Here is a 17,284-nt window from a genome sequence, read left to right on the forward strand (position 1 = left end):
CGGGAGACGGACAGATTCGGGGCCTCAGGTCACTACAACGGGTGTTGTTCCTGACCTAAATTATAAATAGTGTCCATCTCTGAGGAACGAGTATGGCACCGAACACGCCAAGTAAGGACGACTTTTCGCGTCGAACGTTCGTCAAGACCGTCGGAGCGACCGGCGTCGCGGCCGGTCTCGCCGGTTGTGGGGGCAACGGCGGCGACGGCGGGACGACGACGTCCGGCACGACGACGTCCGGCGGTAGCGGCGGGAAGACCACCATCCAGTTCGCCGCCGACTCCCGTGCGGCGGACCACGAAGCCAAAATCAACGAGTTCCTGCACAACGCGGGCCTCTCGAAGGACATCGAGGTGTCCATCCTCGCCGGTTCGCAAGTCACGGACAACCGCCAGCAGAAGTACACGCAGTGGCTGTCCGCCAAGCGGCAGAACCCGACGCTCCTGATGATGGACTCGGGATGGACGATTCCGTTCATCGTCCGCGACCAGCTGCAGAAGCTCGACGACGTCCTCCCCTCGGACCTCCTCAGCCGCGTCAAGAACGACTACTACCAGGCCAGCGTCTCGACGGCGCAGGCGCCACAGAGCGACGCGCTCTACGGCATCCCGCTCTTCCCGGACTTCCCGACGATGCAGTACCGCAAGGACCTCGTCGAGCAGGCCGGCTACAACCCCGAGAGCGAGAACTGGGCCACCGAGTCGATGAAGTGGGACACGTTCTCCCACGTTATCTCGGACACGATGAGCCAGACCGACGTGGACATGGGCTACAACTTCCAGGCGAAGGTCTACGAGGGCCTCTCCTGCTGTGACTTCAACGAGTGGCTCACCTCGTGGGGCGGCGCCTACTTCGGCGACCACGACAACCTCTTCGGGCCCATCGGCGACCGGCCCATCACCGTCGACGAGCAACCGGTCATCAACTCGCTCAAGATGGTCCGCTCGTTCCTCGACGACGGCTACGACCCCGGGCTCAGCGGCGACTACGCGGGCAAGATTTCGCCCGACTCCTGTCTCCAGTGGGTCGAGGACGACTCGCTCGCGCCGTTCCAGAACGGCAACGCCGTCGCGCTGCGCAACTGGCCGTACTCCATCAACATCTGCGGTGCCGACGACGTCTTCGGCGAGGACCTCGGCGTCATGCCGATTCCCTACGCCGTCGAACCGTCCAACGCCAAGTACGAGGGCACTGGCGGCCCCGTCTCCGCGCTCGGCGGGTGGCACGTCACGATGAACCCGTACGCCTCCGAATCGAACAAGCAGGCCGCCGTCGAGGTCATCAAGGCGATGACGACCGAGCAGTTCGCGCTCGACATGTTCGGCCTCATCGGGTGGATTCCGCCCGTCCCCAGCGCGCTCACGACGGACCGCGCGAAGAGCGTCCCCGTCATTGGCCGCTACGTCGACTCGCTGCGCGTCGCCGGCGAGAACGCCGTCCCGCGCCCCGTCACGGCCGTCTGGCCGCAGGAGTCCACGAAGGTCGCGCAGGAAGCCAACGCCGCACTCAGCGGGGACAAGACCGCCGAGAAGGCGATGGGCGACCTGAAGAGCTCGCTCGAAGCCATCGAGAGCAGCGTCTAAGCACCCGCTCTCTCATTCTCCAGCATGTCGACAGAAACCGACGCACCGTCAGACGGCGTCCGGCAGGGGTCAGCGGGTCCGTTGACGCTCGTAGCGAGGCGGATCGAGAACCTCGGCGAGGCCGGGTTCGCGTACCTCCTGCTCCTCCCAGCGATGGCCATCCTGCTGGTCATCGCCGTCTGGCCGCTCTTCGAGACGTTCAAGATGTCGCTCCACGCCGACGCGCTCCTCTCGGCCAATCAGGTCGGGGAGTTCGTCGGCCTCAAGAACTACCGTCGGCTCCTGACCGGTCAACTCGACCCGCTGCTGGTCAGGCCGTTCTTCGACCTCTCCCAGCCGTTCCAGAGCGCGCTCACCGTCACGCTCCTGTTCACCGGCGTCACCGTCGCGCTCGAAACCGTCATCGGGCTCGGGCAGGCGCTCGTCCTCGACCAGGAGTTCCGCGGCCGGCGCTGGGTGCGGGTCGCGATCATCCTCCCGTGGGCCGTCCCCATCGTCATTCAGGGGATGATCTTCTACCTGCTCTTCCAGCCCCAGATCGGCTTCCTGACAGCGCCGCTCCAGAGCATCGGCCTGTTCAGCTCGACGCCGCTCTCGAACAGCGTCGACTCGTTCATCATCGTCTCCGTCGCCGACGTCTGGAAGACGAGCGCGTTCATGGCGCTCATCATCCTCGCCGGCCTGCAGAGCATCGACCGGCAGCTATACGACGTCGCGAAGGTCGCCGGCGCCTCCAAGTGGCAGCAGTTCAAGATGATCACGTTCCCGCTCGTCCTGCCGTCCATCATGGTCGCGATGCTGTTCCGCACCATCGGCGCGATGCGGGTCTACGGTATCATCGAGACGGTCTCCTCGTGTAGCACCGTCCCGTCGCTGTCCTGCATGGTCGTCTCGTCCTTCAGCCAACACCGCTACGGGAGCGCCGCCACCCTCGCGTTCGTGACGGCGTTCATCATCGCACTGTTCGTGTCCGTGTACATCGTGAAATTCGCCGACGAGGGGGGTGTCTGACGTGTCCGCAGAGGGAGAAGTCCCGATGGACGCCGACGACGAGGAGCCCCGTGGTAACGTCCTGCAACGGTGGACGCGTCGCGCCATCGAGAACCCCGAGAACGTCTACCGGGCGATGTTCTACGTCGCCGCCGCGTTCTTCATGGTGACGACGCTGTTCCCGTTCTACTGGCTGCTCGTCCTCGCGCTGACGCCGAACCAGTTCATCTACCACGTCGGCCTGCTGCCGAACGGCTTCAACCCGGAGGCCTTCATTCAGGTCTTTCAGGTGTTGCCGTTCCACATCTACGTCATCAACAGCCTGCTGCTCGCCGTCGGGACGACGATCATCGTCCTCCTCATCGCGAGCCTCGCGGGCTACGTCTTCGGCCGACTCGAGTTCCCCGGGAAGGCGCCGCTCATGCTGGGCGTGCTCGCCATCTCGTACTTCCCGCCGGCGGCGTTCCTGCTGCCGCTGTTCAGCCTGTTCAACGGCAACGTGGTACTCTTCGGCATCAGCTCGCCGAACCTCTACAACACGCCGTGGTCGATGATGCTGCCGTTCACGGCGCTGTTCATGCCGTTGAGTATCTTCATCCTCTCGACCTTCTACGGGCAGATCCCGGACGGGTTGGAGGACGCGGCGCGCATCGAGGGGACAACGCGCATCGGCGCGCTCTTCCGCGTCATCATGCCTCTGTCGGCCCCCGGCGTCGCGACGGCCGGCGTCCTGACGTTCATCAGCGTCTACAACGAGTTCTTCTTCTCGTTCCTGATGACGGACGGCCTCATCCCGGCCACCATCGCCGGCATCGCGAGCTCGCAGAACCACTGGGCACCCCTCGTGCAGGGGATCATCCAGTACCAGGGACAGTATCAGAAGTTCTACAATCTGATGGCTGCGGCGAGCATCGTCGGCGTCCTCCCGGTCGCCGTGCTCGTCGTCGTCGCACAGGAGAAAATCGTCAGCGGCCTCACGCAGGGCGCTCTCAAGGAGTAATCTATGGGTAACGTAACACTCGAACACGTCACGAAGGAGTACGGCGACGTCGTCGCAGTCGACGACATGAATCTGGACATTCGGGACGGCGAGTTCGTCACGCTCGTCGGCCCGTCGGGCTGTGGGAAGTCCACGACGCTCGAGACCATCGCGGGACTGACCAAGCCCACCTCGGGCACCATCAACATCGCGGGCAAGGACGTCACGATGCTGCCCCCGAAGGACCGGGGCATCTCGATGGTGTTCCAGAGCATCGCGCTCTTCCCGCACATGGACGTCTACGACAACATCTCGTTCGGCCTGCGTCTGCGGGACTACCCGAAGGACGAGATCGACCGACGCGTCGAGCGCGCCGCCGAAATCGTCCAGCTCGAGGGGATGATGGACCGGATGCCCGACGAGATGAGCGGCGGCCAGCGCCAGCGCGTCGCCATCGCGCGCGCCATCGTCCGCGAGCCCGAGGCGTTCCTGATGGACGAGCCGCTCGCGAACCTGGACGCGAAGCTCCGCGTCCACATGCGCACGGAGCTCCAGCGCCTCCACAAGGAGCTGGACACGACCATCATCTACGTCACGCACGACCAGGCGGAGGCGATGACGATGAGCGACCGCATCGCCATCATCAACGAGGGCGAACTCCAGCAGATCGATCCGCCGCTCGTCTGCTACAACGAGCCGGCGAACGAGTTCGTCGCCGGGTTCATCGGCAGCCCGTCGATGAACTTCCTTGACGCCGAAGTGACTGCGGACGGCCTCGTCTCCGAGCACTTCACGCTCGCGCTCGACCCCGAGGACGCCGGCGTCTCGGTCGGTGACCGCGTCCGCGTCGGCGTCCGCCCGGAGGACGTCTACCCCACCGAGGAGTCCGATGACCTCGACCGGCCGAGTACGGCCATCGAGGCGACGACGGACGTCCTCGAGCCAATGGGCGACGAGATCTTCGTCTACCTCCTGCTTGGGGGCGCCGAGGAGCGCCCGAGCATGGACGCGGAGGCGAGCGCGAACCAACTGCTCATGTCCGTCGACCCGGACAGCGACATCGCGGAGGACGACGAACTGAACGTCGTCCTCGACCGCTCGAAACTCCACCTCTTCGACGTCGAGACCGGCGAGGCTATCACACACGGTCTCGGAGGCCGATAAGCATGGTTTCGACGCTCGGTTGGTTCTACCTCGCCGGCGGCACGCTCCTGTTCTTCTTCTGGGCGTACGGCATCGTGTCGTTCGTCCTCGACGTGAAGAACAAGTTCATCCCTGCGCTGCGAACGCTCTGGCGCGAGCGCAAGCGCCAGAAGGCCGAGGAGGAGGCCGAGCGCGAACGCGAGGAGAAGGAGAAACAGCTCTACTGAGGGGCACGGCGGCCGCGTGGCCGCCGCCCGCATCGCCTACCCGAACGACCAACTGACTGACCTACGACACGTGATTCACAATGACTGACACAGACAGTCCCGTCCGCGTCGGCATCGTCGGACTCGGCGGCATCGGCAACCACCACGCGGAACAGCTCACCGACCTCGGCGAGGACCTCGTCGGCGGCGTGGACGTCGTCGAGGAGGCGCGCGAGGACTTCAGCGAACGCTGGGGCGTCCCGACCTACGAGAGCTACGACGCCCTCTACGAGGCCGGCGTCGACGCCGTCATCATCACGACGCCGAACAAGTTCCACGAGCAGTACGCCGTCCAAGCGTTGGAGTCGGGCGTGGACGTCCTCCTCGAGAAGCCGCTCGCGCACACGCTGGAGTCCGCCGAACGCATCGCGGCGGCCGCCGCGGACGCGGAGGGATTCTGCATGGTCGGCTTCAACAACCGATTCCACCCGGGCGTCGAGGTGTTCAAGGCCGAGCAGTCCGACGGGCGCTTCGGCGATGTGATGCACGTGGAGGCGAACTGGGTGCGCCGGCGCGGCGTCCCGGGCCGCGGCGGCTGGTTCACGACGAAGGAAATCTCGGGTGGGGGCGCGCTCATCGACATCGGCGTCCACATCATCGACCTCGCGCTCCACGTCGCGGACTTCCCCGAGGTCGTCGAGGTCGCGGGCGAGACGCGCTCGGAGTTCGGCGGCCGCGAAGACTACACCTACCTCTCGATGTGGGGCGAGGACAGCGAGGAGGTTTCCTTCGACGTCGACGACTCGGTGACGGCCTACCTCCGGACCGAGGACGGCGCGAGCATCGCCGTGGAGGTGGCGTGGGCGGCGAACCGCCCGCCGAAGTCCGAGTTCTCGATTCAGGGCTCGGAGGCCGGCGCAACGTTCGACCGCGAGAGCGGCGACCTCACGATTCACGAGACGAGCGCCGCGGGCGCACCGCACCACGAGGACACCGTCGTGGAGACGCGCGACGTCGACATCCATCAGGAAGAACAGCAGTACTTCTTCGACGCGGTGCGCGCCGGCGAGAAGCCCCAGCGCAACACCGTTAAGCAGGGCTTGCAGGTTCAGCGCGTCATCGACGCCATCTACCGCTCCAGCGAGTCGGGCGAGGCCGTCCGCCTCGACTGATTAGTAGCGGTACTCGTTTTCGCGCAGCTGGACGTACTTGCCCTTGCGGTAGCGGAACTTCGCCTGCTTGTAGTCCTTGTAGAGCCGGAGGCCGTCGACGCCGACGCTCGCGTTCTTCCGGGTGAGAATCTTCCCGCCGTCGGCGGACTCCAACATCTTGCGCGCGACGCGGAACGTCGTGTCCCAATCACTGGGCTCGTAGTCCTGGACCATCTCGGCCATCGCGACGTTCCGCAGGATTTCGTCGCCGATGGCGTCCTTCCACGCGTCGTTGTAGGCGTGGAGTTCGCCGATGGCGGCGAGTTCACCGGCGAGCTTGCCGGTGCGCATGGCGACGTGGTCGCCGCCCTCGTGGAACGCCGACGTGGTGCCCATCGCGCCGCCGACGACGGCGATGCCGGCCTCAGTCGGCGAGTCGATGGGGCGCGTCGAGGAGATGGCGTACGTCTCAGTCCCCCGTGATTTCCCGTATCCGTCCTCGACGACGGGGAAGTCCTCCTCGACGTCGTACTCGTCGCCGTAGAGTTCCTCGAGGAGGCGGCGGATGTACTCGGCGCCCTTCGGGATGCTCTCGTCGTCCTCGTTCAGGAGCCGGTAGGCCGATTTATCGAAGTCGTCGATGTCGAGGCCGATGGGCATCGTGAGGCCGACGCGCGCGACGTTGTCGGCGTTCGGGAAGACCCACGGGTAGGCCGTCTCGCCCGGCATCCACCCCCACCAGAACTTGATGTTGTCCTCCTCGAGGACTTCATCAGGGAACTTGCGGTACTCCTGATAGGCGATGTGGTTCGTCTCCGGGGGGCTGAGGCGCTCGCTCGCGGACTGGTCGTCGGGGAGGAACCCGTCGAGGACGGGGATGGTGATGCGGCGCTGGGGGCCGTCCGCGAGGATGACGTAGTCGGCCGTCCACTCCTCGCCGTTCGAGAGCGTGAGCGTGTGCTCGTGACCGTCCGAGAGGTCGGACTCGACGTTGAGGACGCTGTCGCCGACGCGGTAGTCGGCACCGGCGTCTTCGGCCCGTTCGCGCAGCCAGTCGTCGAAGCGCGCGCGCTGGAACGTAAAGCCGAAGCCGTCGTAGGAGGAGTCGATGCCGGTGCGGTCGACGGCGACGGACTCCTCGGGGCCGATGAACTCGGCCTTGTTCAGTTCCTGTTGGACGACGCCGTCCGGGAGGTCCTCGACGTCGAGTTGCGCGATGTCGACCCAGTAGTCCAGGAAGCCGGCGGCGTCAGTCGAGTCGGGACCGAGTTCGTCGCGGTCGTCGCGGGGGACGCCCTTCTCGAAGACGACGACGTCGGCACCCTCGGCGGCCGCACGCTCCGCGGCGGCGGTGCCGGCGGGGCCACCGCCGACGACGGCCACGTCTACGTGGTTCATATCTCTCCCACTATACGCGCCGACTAAAAGCCTTCAACTTCCGGTAGGTCCTCCCGCACGTTTATACTGGACAGTTGGACACTCCTGGATTGGCACCGGCCGCGTCCTCTACTGGTTCGTCGCCACCGCCGTCTGCTGTCTCGTCCTCCGGTTCTCGCTCGGCAACTGCCTCGTGACAGTCGGCCTCTTGGCCTACGTTGTGACCTAGGGGAACCGTCCCCTGACCTCGTGGGCGCGGGCGGTGCGCTGGAGCGCAGTGGTGTAGGCGGCGGTGCGGAGGTTCGGTGTTCCCTCCTCCTCAGCCGTCTCCACCGTCGTCTCGAAGGCCTCGGTGAGGCGCTCGCGGAGGTCCGCGTTCACTTCCTCGAGGCTCCACGAGTACTGCTGGCTGTTCTGGACCCACTCGAGGTAGGAGACGATGACGCCGCCGGCGTTCGCGAGGATGTCCGGGACGACGGGCACCCCGCGCTCGATGAGGACGTCGTCGGCGACGTGCGTCGTCGGGCCGTTCGCGGCTTCGACGACGAGGTCGGCCTCGAGCCGGTCGGCGACGTCGGCGGTGATGACGTTCTCGATGGCGGCGGGAATGAGGACGTCGCAGTCCATCGTGAGCAGGTCGTCGTTCGTGACCTCGGTCGCGGCATCGTAGCCGGCGAGCGTGTCCTCGGTGGCGACGTGCGTCCGGAGCGCCTCGACGTCGAGGCCCTCGGGGTCGTGACGACCCCCGGTGACGTCGCTGACGGCGACGACGTTCGCGCCCGCCCGGTCGAGGTAGGACGCGGTGACGCTGCCGACGTTCCCGAAGCCCTGAATGGCGACGTCGGCGCCCTCGACCGGCTTGGCGACGTAGTCGAGGGCCCGCTGGGTGACGATGCTGACGCCACGACCGGTCGCCTCGACGCGCCCGACGGTGCCGCCGGCGGCGAGCGGTTTGCCGGTGACGACTTCGGGGACGGCGTGGCCCTGATAGGTCGAGTAGGTGTCCATCACCCACGCCATCGTCTGAGGATCGGTGTTGACGTCGGGTGCGGGGATGTCGACGTCGGGGCCGATGAGCCGCCGGATGCCCTCGGTGTAGCGCCGCGTGAGCGCCTCGCGTTCGCGCTCGGAGAAGTCGCGGGGGTCGCAGACGACGCCGCCCTTCGCGCCCCCGAAGGGGAGACCGACGGTCGCCGTCTTCCACGTCATCCACCCGGCGAGTGCCTCGACTTCCGCCGCGGAGACAGCGGGGTGGTAGCGGATGCCGCCCTTGTAGGGCCCGCGCGCGCCGTCGAACTGGCAGCGGTAGGCCTCGAACGTCTCGACGTGCCCGTCGTCCATCTCGACGGGACAACTCACCTTCAGCGTGCGCTCGGGCGCTTTCAGGCGCTCGAAGGTGTCGTCGTCGAGTGCGACGTACTCGCGGGCGCGCTCCATCTGCGCGTGCATCGTGTCGAGCGGACTTCGCTCTCCCATGCTCTATCCAACTCCGCGTTTCGAGAAATAAACCCGCTCTCGCCCGGAGGTGAAACGGACGGCGCGACGCGACGAGACACCGTGCCCCTAGGCAGTCGTGTTCGTCGCGCCGTCGGTGGTGTTCTGCGTCGTCTCGCCGCTGTCGCCGAGCGTGTCGTCGACACCGTCGAGCGTCGCGTTCACCGTGTCGTTCACCGTCTCACCGACTGCCCCGTCCGCGGACGTGTTCGTCGAGTCGGTCGACGAGACGCCGTCGGACGTCGTCGGTGCCGTGGAGGTGGACGGCGCGGTCGTCGTTGACGTGAGCGACGTCGTGTTCCCATCCGTCTCGACGGCCGTCGTCGTGACGTCCGTCTGCGTTCCGACGCGCACCCCAGTGCTCACGTTGACGAACGACCCCGCCGTCGCAGCGTGGTCCGCCGCGCGCTCCGCGAGGTGGGCAGCACGAGTCGCGTTGCCGTCCTCGCGTGCGGCGCGGGCGTCCTCCAGCGTCTCACGCGCCTGCTGGAGGGCCTCACGGGCGTCCGCGTCCACCGACGACGTCGCGTTCACGGCGGTTTCGACGCGCTCGACGGCGTGCGTCGCACGCTCGAGCGCGGCCGTGGCGTTCCCCGCAGCGGGCGTCGGGAGGGGGGAGGAAGACCCGATACCCGGCGGACCGTTCCCGACCGCCGCGTTCGCGGCGGCCGGCAGGTCGGTGCGGTTCACGACCCCGTGCGCCCGGTCGCTAATGGAGCGGAGCGTGCTGGGGTCGACGCCGTGGTCGGCGCGGACGGATGCGGGAAGCGTGGCGGCGGCGTCGGCGGCCCGGGAGGCGAGCTGGCTCACGGACTGACTCCGTGCGGCCAGCGCCGACATCCGAGCCGCGAAGGCGCCGTCACTCAGCGTCCCGTTCCGATGGGCCGCGACGAGCGCGGCCCGTCGGTCGGCGAACGCGTCGACGCGGTCGTGCAGGGAGACCTGTTGGGAGGCGAGGAACCGCGCTTTCGACGCGTTCGACTGCATGGACGCGAGCGCGTTGGCGAACGACCGGTGCTCGAGCGCACCGTTGACGGTCGCGCCCTGCGCGCCGAGCGCGCCGGCGAGCTGTGCCCCAGGCGCGACGTCGGACGCGTTTGCGCTCGCGTTCGACGCCGTAGTCGTCGTGCTCGACGGGCCCGGCTGTGCCGCCACGGCCGGAAGACCGACCCCGGCCGCGGCTACGACCAGCGCGAGCACAACGAGACGGATACGGGTCGTCACCATGCACTCACCCCTTGGGTCCTCGAGACCATATACGTCCACGACCGTTGGCCCGAATTTCGGACCGTTAAGCCGGATTTGAACGGTCCTGAACGGTCCGCCGTCGTGCGGTTCATGGCTCTCCGCCCTCCTCGTCGTCGGGAAGCTTCAGGACGTTCTCGCGACCGATACGGAACGACTCCAGTTCGCCCGCCTCGCGCATCCCGCTGACGACCTGGCTCGTCTTCGCCTCCGTCCAGCCGGTCTCGGCGACGACTTCCTGCTGGCGGGCGCGCCCGCCGTGCTCGCGGAGCACGCGCTTCACGCGCTCCTCGTTGCTCAGGAGTTCAGGTGGTGGCTCCTCGCGGCCGGTGTCCTTCGCGCCGCTCGCCTCGTCCGCTCCCTCGTCTGCGGACACGGTGTCTTCGGCGCTCGTGGCCGCCGCAGCGTCGCCTGCCGGTTCGGCTTTCGCGGCGCCGCCACCGGCCGACGTGGGTTCGCCAGCACTCGCTCCGTCGCCGGTACCGCCGCCTGGGGCGCCGGCCTCACTCCCCATCCCGGTGTCGCCAGTCGTCCGGCGGCGGTACCAGACCGCGCCGCCACCGGCGAGGACGAGCAGGGCGGCGACGCCGGCGACGAGCGTCCACGGGAACGGCGACCCGGCCGGCGTGAACGTCACGCTCGGGTTCTCGGTCGTGAACGTCAACGGGCCGTCCCAGCGGACCATGTCTGTCGTCCGCTCCGCCGGCGGCGGCGACACAGAGGAGACCGTGTAGTCCTCCGGCGCACTCATCGTGAGCGTCGTGTTCCCGTCAAGGTAGAAGCCCGCAATGGCGTCCCCGGCGTGGACCGTTCGGCCGTCGACGGCCGCGAACCCGTGCCACGTGAAGTGGTAGGCGACGACGCCGTACTGGGTGCCGATTGACTGGACGCGCGTCGTCACCGAGAAGTTCGTGGCGTTCATCTCCCGGCCCGTCGCGTTCTCGGCCGTCCGGACGGTGGCCTCGATGCTCCGCCTGAAGGGGTCGAGGTAGCTGCTGGTGTTCCGCCTGACGTCGCGCTGGAGGTCCGCGAAGGCCGCCGTCTCGTTCTCCGTGGTGAGCGCCATCCGGTAGGTGACGGTCCACGTCGCCGACCCGTTCGCCGCGACGTCGACGCTCAGGTCGACACGGTCCGGGGAGACGCTCCCGGGTGCGAGCGCGGCGAACCCGCCGCTTGCCGCGCCGACGGGCATCGCGACGAGGAGGACGGCGCACGCGAGCGCCGCCGCGGCCGTTCTGTGCATACTCGCCTTGCGGTGCCGAACGCTTGAAAGTCGTTTCTCTCGCCGTCGGTCTGTGATACCCCCTTCGCGGCACCGTCGGCGGCGTGAACGTCGCCGCGGAGACGGGGACGCGCGCGGCGTGCATCCTCGACACGGAGGCCGGTGAGGGCGTTCACAGCGGCGTACACGGTGTGCCTGTCCGCTCCGCCGACGCTATCGCCGAGGCGGACGCCGATATCACCGGTCCAGCCGACTGGACGCCTCCCGATTGCTCCGTAGTCGCCCCTCGTTTTCTGTACCCGTACACAGAGAAAATTCATTGTTCATCCATCCGAGACGTTAGTCGGGCGCGACGCCCACGATTCCACATGACTGAGCAGACCCGACGCACGTTCCTCCGCACCGCCGCCGCGACCACTGCCGCCCTCGGCGTCGTCGGCACCGGCCGCGTCGCCGCGAAGACCGACCGCGGCGTCCCGCTCGTCTCCACCCGGGGCGACGTCGCCGACGACGGTACCCTCACGGACGGCGCGAGCACCACCGGGTACGACACCGACGGCCATGTTCCCGGAGTCGACACCGACGCCGTCGACGACCTGTTCGTCTACGTCCACGGCTGGAACAACGCCGAGAGCGACGCCCGCACGAAGTTCGACACCGCCGACGCCGCGTTCTCGAAGGCCGGCTATACGGGAACCCTCGTCGGATTCACGTGGGACTCCGACGTCGGCGGCGGCGTCGACATGGGCTGGGAGGAATCGAAGGACGCCGCCGACCTGAACGGCCCGAAGCTCGCCGCGTTCTGCAGGGATTACGCCGACGCCGCGTCCTCGCCGCGGATTCACCTCGTCAGCCACTCGCTCGGCGCGCGCGTCCTCTTCGGCGCGCTGCGCGCCCTCCGGAGCGCCGACTGGGGCCCGGACGGTCAGCAGGTGACGAGCGTCCACCTCCTCGGTGCCGCCGTGGACAACGAGACGCCGACGGCCGAGGACACCGCGAACTACCGGGCGACCCGCGACGTTCCCGAGGCCGCCTACAACTACCACAGCGAGGACGACGACACCCTCCGGTCCTTCTACAACGCCTACGAGGTCGACCAAGCGCTCGGCGAGACTGGCTTCGAGGACGGCAACACCGTCCCCGACTCCTACGACGAGTACGACGCCACCGACGAGGTCGGCAGCGACCACAGCGGCTACACCGAGTCGCTCGCCGACCAGGTCGTCTCGGACGCCGCCGCGCAGTAGGCAATCGGCGGAAACTGCCGCGACAGCGCGTCACCCTTAGAGTCTTTGTGGCCTCGGCCGAAACACATAATTTGACCCGTCCCTTGGGAATCGGGTGCCATGTCGACCGATGCCGACGGCCTGCGCGACATCTTCGTGTCGGTCGCAGGCGACGAGGAAATCGTCGAGGAACAGGAGGAGGAAATCAACCACGGTGCCGAGGAGCGCGACGAGAACATCGACGTCGCACGCGCCGTCGACGACGGCCTCAACGAGGCCATCGAGGGCCAGGAGGCCGGCGGCGGCGCGTCCTTCGAGTAACGTTTTTTCGCACGACGTAGCACTCATACGCGTCGAACGCCCAGTCGTGAGTATGCGCGTCGAGAACTCCTTCATCGCGGCCGACGGGGTCGGCCGGAAGACCGAACGGTCGCTCTGGGCGGACGGCGTCCACCACTGGGACGACTTCGAACCGGACTACCTCGGTTCGAAGACCGGCCGGCGAGTCGCGGACTACATCGAGGAGGCGCGCCAGCGCCTCGAGGCCGGCGACGCGGGCTTCTTCGCGGAAACGCTGCCCTCGGGCGAACTCTGGCGCACCTACGAGAACTTCGCGGACGGTGCGTGCTTCTTCGACATCGAGACGACGGGATTGGACGCGGCGACGAACGACGTGACGACGGTGAGCTTCCACCGCGGCGGCGAGACGCGGACGCTCGTTCAGGGCGACGACCTGACCCGGGAGAACGTCCGGTCGGAACTCGACGACGCGGACCTCCTCGTCTCCTTCAACGGCAAGCGCTTCGACGCGCCGTTCCTCGCCGAGAACTTCGACCTCGAGGTCGGGACGCCCCACCTCGACTTGATGTACACCTGCAGGAAACTCGACCTCTCGGGCGGCCTGAAGGCCATCGAGAAGCAACTCGGCCTGGAGCGCGAGGGCGTCGAGGGCGTCGACGGCCGCGAGGCCGTCCGCCTCTGGCACCGCTACGAGCGGGAGAACGACGAGGCGGCGCTCGACCGCCTCGTGACGTACAACCGCTACGACGCGGAGAACCTGCGCGCGCTGGCCGAGCGCGTCACCGGCGACCTCCACGAGGAGACGTTCGCCCCGCACCGCTGAGGAGACGCGTCGCTCGCGGTGTGTCCCCGCGCCCGACAGGGCTTCGAGACGGCGAGCGACGGCCGGGGAGTCGAGGCCCCTCAGCACTCGACCCCGCGGGCGTGCGCTCGCGTCGCCTCAGAGGCTGACCCAGTTGGTCTGCTGGCCGTAGGAGGGAACGTGCCAGCGCTGTTGGGCGCTCGCACCGCTCCGGCGGAGTTCGACACGGGCGTCGAAGAGCGTCGCGACGGACTCGACGGTCTCGGAGGCCTCGGGCGTCGGGAGGTGGCAGTGACACATCCCGTTGGCCTCGGTGACGATGTCGGAGAGTTCACCGACGAAGCGCGCGACGTCCACGTAGTCGTACTCGCCCAGTATCGGGTAGAGCGAGTTGATGGAGACGCGGAGTTCAGCCGGCCCGAGGTCGCTTCCGCCGAGCCGCTCGACGGCGGCGTCGATCTGCTCGAGCAGGTCCTCGAGGTCGGTCTGCGACTGGAGGCGCTGGCCGCCGCCGGGCGTCGTCGCGGCGGCGGAGCGGGTGTTCACCTTGGCGTCGATGACTTCGATGCTGTCGTCGCTCGGCGTGCACCCGCCGGGGAGGTGGGCGCCGACGCCCATGGCCTCCGAATCGGTCAACACCAGTACGCGCTTGCGGTCCTCGAACGGCGCCCCTAGCAGCCGTCGAGTCGCGAGTGCGGTGACGTCCTGCCCGACTTCCCCAGTGACGAGCAGGGTGCATCCGCGCCGCTTGAACCGCGACAACACCTCGTCGAATGACAACGGTGTGTCGTCCCCTCGGAACTGTATTTCTGTGACGGACACTATAAATTGATTCGTGGTCTGTGAAAATATAAATCCCACGGCCCATTCCCGGGCGTCTGCCGCGTGGCCCCCGGAGACCCGCCTCAGGAAATTTATTTTCTCCTCGTCTGGTATTGGATTTATATGGTGTCGGGAAGTATGAATGAGTGCAATGTGGCAGTTAGGCCCTGAAGCGAACGAGCCCGAGTGGCGACAGGTCGACACCCCGTTCACGAACGACCTCTTCGAGATTTGCCAGACGACGGTCGGCCCCTACGCGGTCGGTGACGGCGGCGTCCTCGCCGGCAACCGGAACAACGAAGGGTGGGAGATCATCCTCGACGACGGCCCGAACGCCCGCGACAACCAGCTGCGCGGGATGGACGTCACGGACGACGGGAAGCGCCTCTGGTTCCTCGGTTCCAGTGGTGCCATCGGGTGCTACGACGTCGAGACCCGCCGCAAGTACGACTACTCCTACCCGAAGGAGATGACCTCCACCTGGGAGGGCATCACCGTCGCCGGCCCCGCCGGCAAGGAGAAAGGACTCGCCGCGAACGGCTCCGGTGAAGTCCTGCCGTTCACCATCGACGGCTTCGACGTCGACTGGGGCGTCGCGACGAAGCCGGTCAGCGGCAAGGCCTCCAAGATCGCCGCGCTCGCCTCCACCGAGGAGGGTGTCGGATTCTGTATCGACACCTCCGGCAACGCCTTCAAGACGACGAAGGAGGAGGGCTGGAAGGACATCGGCATCGTCAACGCGCAGGTGAAGTTCTACGACATCTACGCCGGCAGCCACGGCAAGGTGTACGTCTCCGCGGGTGACGGTCGCCTCTACCGCTACGACGACTCCTATCGCTCCTGGACGCCGATCTCCGTCGGGAGCGCCTCGCTGCGCGCCTTCGACATGTACGACACGCAGATGTGCGTGCTCGGCGACAACGGGATCTTCTACGAGCGCCAGTTCGGCGGCGAGCGCTGGGAGAAGGTCCACACGCCAGTCTCCGCGACGCTCTACGACGTGAAGCTCGGCAAGCCCGACGTCGCCGTCGGGAAGAGCGGCACGGTCATCAAGCGCCTCCGCGGCAAGACCAAGCAGTCCGGCAAGAGCGCCGACGGCGACAACTACGAGGGCCGCGGCGAAATCTACGACAACGACAACAACCAGCGCGGCGAGAAGGCGAACGACGACTCCGGCGAGACGTCCGGCGATTCGACGTCGGGTGACTCCACGTCGGGTGACTCCACGTCGGGCGACTCCACGTCCGGCGGCTCGACGAACGACGAGACGACGTCGCAGTAACGCACCCGGGCACCCCCGGCATCGACCCGCCACTCGTTTTACGAATACCGTAGCGTTTTCGGCGGAGTAGCCGTCTATCTACGCGCATGGCTGCACGCCCGCCAGTGAACGACGACGACGGACCCGACGTCGTCGAGTTCGGCATCCCGGCCGTCGAGACACACCTCGATGCGGCCGACCTCACGTATCCCGTCGACAGCGAGACGCTCGTCGCGGTGACCGGCGACCCCGAGGTCCCGGTCAACACGCGCGGGCGGAGTATTCGCCTCTCGACGGCGCTCGAGCGCACCGGACGGGAACAGTTCGACTCCCGACGCGACCTCCTCAACGCGCTCCATCCGGTCCTCGAGGACGCCCGGCAGTCCGGAGCCGCCGGCGTGCTCGGCTACGTCCGCTCGCTCATCCCGAACGTCCTCAAGTGAGGCCAGCCGGTCGTTCTCGGCGGAAGCCGTCGCTCAGTGCTCGTCGAGAGTGACGACCCTATCGAAGAGCGGCGCGACGGTGCGTGCGGTCACGTCGTCGGCGAGGTGGACGTGACAGCGGCCGCCGTCGTCGGTGACGCGCGCGGTGAGCGCGTGAAGGAAGTGGAAGAACGCCCGTTCGTCGTGCTCGTCGAGCGACCCGGGGACGCCGTCGAGGCAGACGTGACAGTCCGGGGTGTCGCCGACGCTGACGAGGTTGGCGATGGCGTCGTCGAGCGCGATGCCGAGTTGGGCGGGCGCCATCTTCTCGAAGACGCCGCTTCCGTACCAGTCGGTGGTGTCAGCACACGGATCGGCGTCACCGACGAGCGCGCGGAACCGATAGTCCTCGTCGGCCGCGAGGGCGCGGCAGGTGTGTCCGTGGGCGTCCTCGCTGCGCTCGCCGACGACGAGGACGGCCTCGGAGTCGTCGCGGTGCCCCTCGACGCTGTCGTCCGCGGCATCAATCGGCTCCGGATGGCTCGTCACGACAGTAGTTGTTGGTTAAAGCGAGGGAAAAAGACTTGTGGCCACGATCAGGGGCTAGGAACGTCGCGGCGTCGCTGAACGGGTGAAGAACGGGTGCGAGCACGACTGCTCGCGAACGAAAACGGGAACGGACGTGACCGGGATGGCGGCGTGTGCCGCGTCCGGTCGGCATGACGGAGTGTCGGTGTCCCCGGGGCCTGTCGACCCGAGGGACGGAGGTCGAGGTGGGGGAGTGGCCTGTCGTCAGGCCTCACCGCCGAGTTCGTCGGGGTCCATCTCCCAGAGGCGACGCGCGAGCCCGTCGACGGGACCGCGGTTTCGGTCGGAGGTGTCGTAGCCCGCGTCCTGGAGCACGCGCCGGACTTCGTTGTACGTGGTGTCCTCACAGTGTTCGACGATCTCCCGAATCGACCAACCGTACTGGTCGTAGAGGAGTTCGAACGTGTCGAGCGTGGCGTCGGTGGGTAGGTCTCGTCGGCTGGGCATGGGGTATCACTTCGTTCGGGTGCAGG

Annotated in this window: 18 protein-coding genes; 11 read left to right on the forward strand and 7 right to left on the reverse strand. The window is 67.4% G+C overall.

All coding sequences use genetic code 11. From position 1 onward, the window contains the following. Positions 1-92 precede the first annotated feature (92 nt). From ACQUS8_RS04490 to ACQUS8_RS04515, 6 genes are all read left to right on the forward strand, one after another. Positions 93-1,583, forward strand: coding sequence for an extracellular solute-binding protein (locus tag ACQUS8_RS04490; protein ID WP_435097527.1), 1,491 nt, complete (start codon positions 93-95; stop codon positions 1,581-1,583). 24 nt (positions 1,584-1,607) lie between these two features. Continuing rightward, complete coding sequence (locus ACQUS8_RS04495) at positions 1,608-2,594, forward strand: carbohydrate ABC transporter permease (RefSeq protein WP_435097530.1); 987 nt, start codon at positions 1,608-1,610, stop codon at positions 2,592-2,594. A 25-nt stretch (positions 2,595-2,619) separates the two neighbouring features. Beyond that, positions 2,620-3,573: a carbohydrate ABC transporter permease gene (locus tag ACQUS8_RS04500; protein ID WP_435099248.1), complete on the forward strand. Its 954-nt coding sequence runs from the start codon at positions 2,620-2,622 to the stop codon at positions 3,571-3,573. Positions 3,574-3,576: 3 nt separating this feature from the next. Continuing rightward, positions 3,577-4,716: an ABC transporter ATP-binding protein gene (locus tag ACQUS8_RS04505; protein WP_435097533.1), complete on the forward strand. Its 1,140-nt coding sequence runs from the start codon at positions 3,577-3,579 to the stop codon at positions 4,714-4,716. A 2-nt stretch (positions 4,717-4,718) separates the two neighbouring features. After that, positions 4,719-4,922 (forward strand): hypothetical protein, encoded by a 204-nt coding sequence (locus tag ACQUS8_RS04510; protein WP_435097536.1) that lies wholly within the window; start codon positions 4,719-4,721, stop codon positions 4,920-4,922. A gap of 80 nt (positions 4,923-5,002) precedes the next feature. Beyond that, the gene (locus tag ACQUS8_RS04515) at positions 5,003-6,073 is read left to right on the forward strand and encodes a Gfo/Idh/MocA family protein (RefSeq protein WP_435097539.1); all 1,071 of its coding nucleotides are present in this window, start codon (positions 5,003-5,005) and stop codon (positions 6,071-6,073) included. On the opposite strand, the gene ACQUS8_RS04520 is transcribed toward ACQUS8_RS04515, so the two are convergent. From ACQUS8_RS04520 to ACQUS8_RS04535, 4 genes are all read right to left on the reverse strand, one after another. Continuing rightward, positions 6,074-7,450 carry an NAD(P)/FAD-dependent oxidoreductase gene (locus ACQUS8_RS04520; protein ID WP_435097542.1) on the reverse strand — a complete coding sequence of 459 codons (1,377 nt, stop codon included), beginning with the start codon at positions 7,448-7,450 and terminating at the stop codon, positions 6,074-6,076. It lies immediately after the preceding gene. Between the two features lie 204 nt (positions 7,451-7,654). After that, the gene (locus ACQUS8_RS04525) at positions 7,655-8,905 is read right to left on the reverse strand and encodes a Glu/Leu/Phe/Val family dehydrogenase (RefSeq protein ID WP_435097544.1); all 1,251 of its coding nucleotides are present in this window, start codon (positions 8,903-8,905) and stop codon (positions 7,655-7,657) included. An 87-nt stretch (positions 8,906-8,992) separates the two neighbouring features. Next, a complete protein-coding gene (locus ACQUS8_RS04530) occupies positions 8,993-10,078 on the reverse strand; it encodes a DUF7096 domain-containing protein (RefSeq protein ID WP_435097547.1) in 1,086 nt (361 codons plus the stop codon). A 181-nt stretch (positions 10,079-10,259) separates the two neighbouring features. After that, positions 10,260-11,411 carry a DUF7345 domain-containing protein gene (locus tag ACQUS8_RS04535; RefSeq protein ID WP_435097550.1) on the reverse strand — a complete coding sequence of 384 codons (1,152 nt, stop codon included), beginning with the start codon at positions 11,409-11,411 and terminating at the stop codon, positions 10,260-10,262. Positions 11,412-11,758: 347 nt separating this feature from the next. Between ACQUS8_RS04535 and ACQUS8_RS04540 the strand changes: the two genes are divergently transcribed. The 3 genes from ACQUS8_RS04540 to ACQUS8_RS04550 all read left to right on the forward strand — a co-directional run bounded on the left by ACQUS8_RS04540 (position 11,759) and on the right by ACQUS8_RS04550 (position 13,739). Next, complete coding sequence (locus tag ACQUS8_RS04540) at positions 11,759-12,637, forward strand: alpha/beta hydrolase (protein WP_435097553.1); 879 nt, start codon at positions 11,759-11,761, stop codon at positions 12,635-12,637. 99 nt (positions 12,638-12,736) lie between these two features. Further along, on the forward strand, positions 12,737-12,937 hold the full coding sequence (locus ACQUS8_RS04545) for a hypothetical protein (RefSeq protein WP_435097556.1): 201 nt from the start codon (positions 12,737-12,739) through the stop codon (positions 12,935-12,937). A 52-nt stretch (positions 12,938-12,989) separates the two neighbouring features. Continuing rightward, on the forward strand, positions 12,990-13,739 hold the full coding sequence (locus tag ACQUS8_RS04550; RefSeq protein WP_435097559.1) for a ribonuclease H-like domain-containing protein: 750 nt from the start codon (positions 12,990-12,992) through the stop codon (positions 13,737-13,739). Between the two features lie 117 nt (positions 13,740-13,856). On the opposite strand, the gene ACQUS8_RS04555 is transcribed toward ACQUS8_RS04550, so the two are convergent. Beyond that, positions 13,857-14,498: a DUF7504 family protein gene (locus ACQUS8_RS04555; RefSeq protein ID WP_435097562.1), complete on the reverse strand. Its 642-nt coding sequence runs from the start codon at positions 14,496-14,498 to the stop codon at positions 13,857-13,859. Between the two features lie 193 nt (positions 14,499-14,691). On the opposite strand from ACQUS8_RS04555, the gene ACQUS8_RS04560 reads away from it, so the two are divergent. After that, positions 14,692-15,822, forward strand: coding sequence for a WD40/YVTN/BNR-like repeat-containing protein (locus ACQUS8_RS04560; RefSeq protein WP_435097565.1), 1,131 nt, complete (start codon positions 14,692-14,694; stop codon positions 15,820-15,822). A gap of 86 nt (positions 15,823-15,908) precedes the next feature. Continuing rightward, positions 15,909-16,244, forward strand: a complete 336-nt coding sequence (locus ACQUS8_RS04565) for a hypothetical protein (protein ID WP_435097568.1) — start codon at positions 15,909-15,911, stop codon at positions 16,242-16,244. A gap of 33 nt (positions 16,245-16,277) precedes the next feature. On the opposite strand, the gene ACQUS8_RS04570 is transcribed toward ACQUS8_RS04565, so the two are convergent. Further along, positions 16,278-16,772, reverse strand: a complete 495-nt coding sequence (locus tag ACQUS8_RS04570) for a DUF7504 family protein (RefSeq protein ID WP_435097571.1) — start codon at positions 16,770-16,772, stop codon at positions 16,278-16,280. 243 nt (positions 16,773-17,015) lie between these two features. Next, positions 17,016-17,258 carry a hypothetical protein gene (locus ACQUS8_RS04575; RefSeq protein ID WP_435097574.1) on the reverse strand — a complete coding sequence of 81 codons (243 nt, stop codon included), beginning with the start codon at positions 17,256-17,258 and terminating at the stop codon, positions 17,016-17,018. Positions 17,259-17,284 lie beyond the last annotated feature (26 nt).

It is taken from the genome of Halarchaeum sp. P4 (assembly GCF_051195175.1).
Lineage (GTDB): Archaea > Halobacteriota > Halobacteria > Halobacteriales > Halobacteriaceae > Halarchaeum.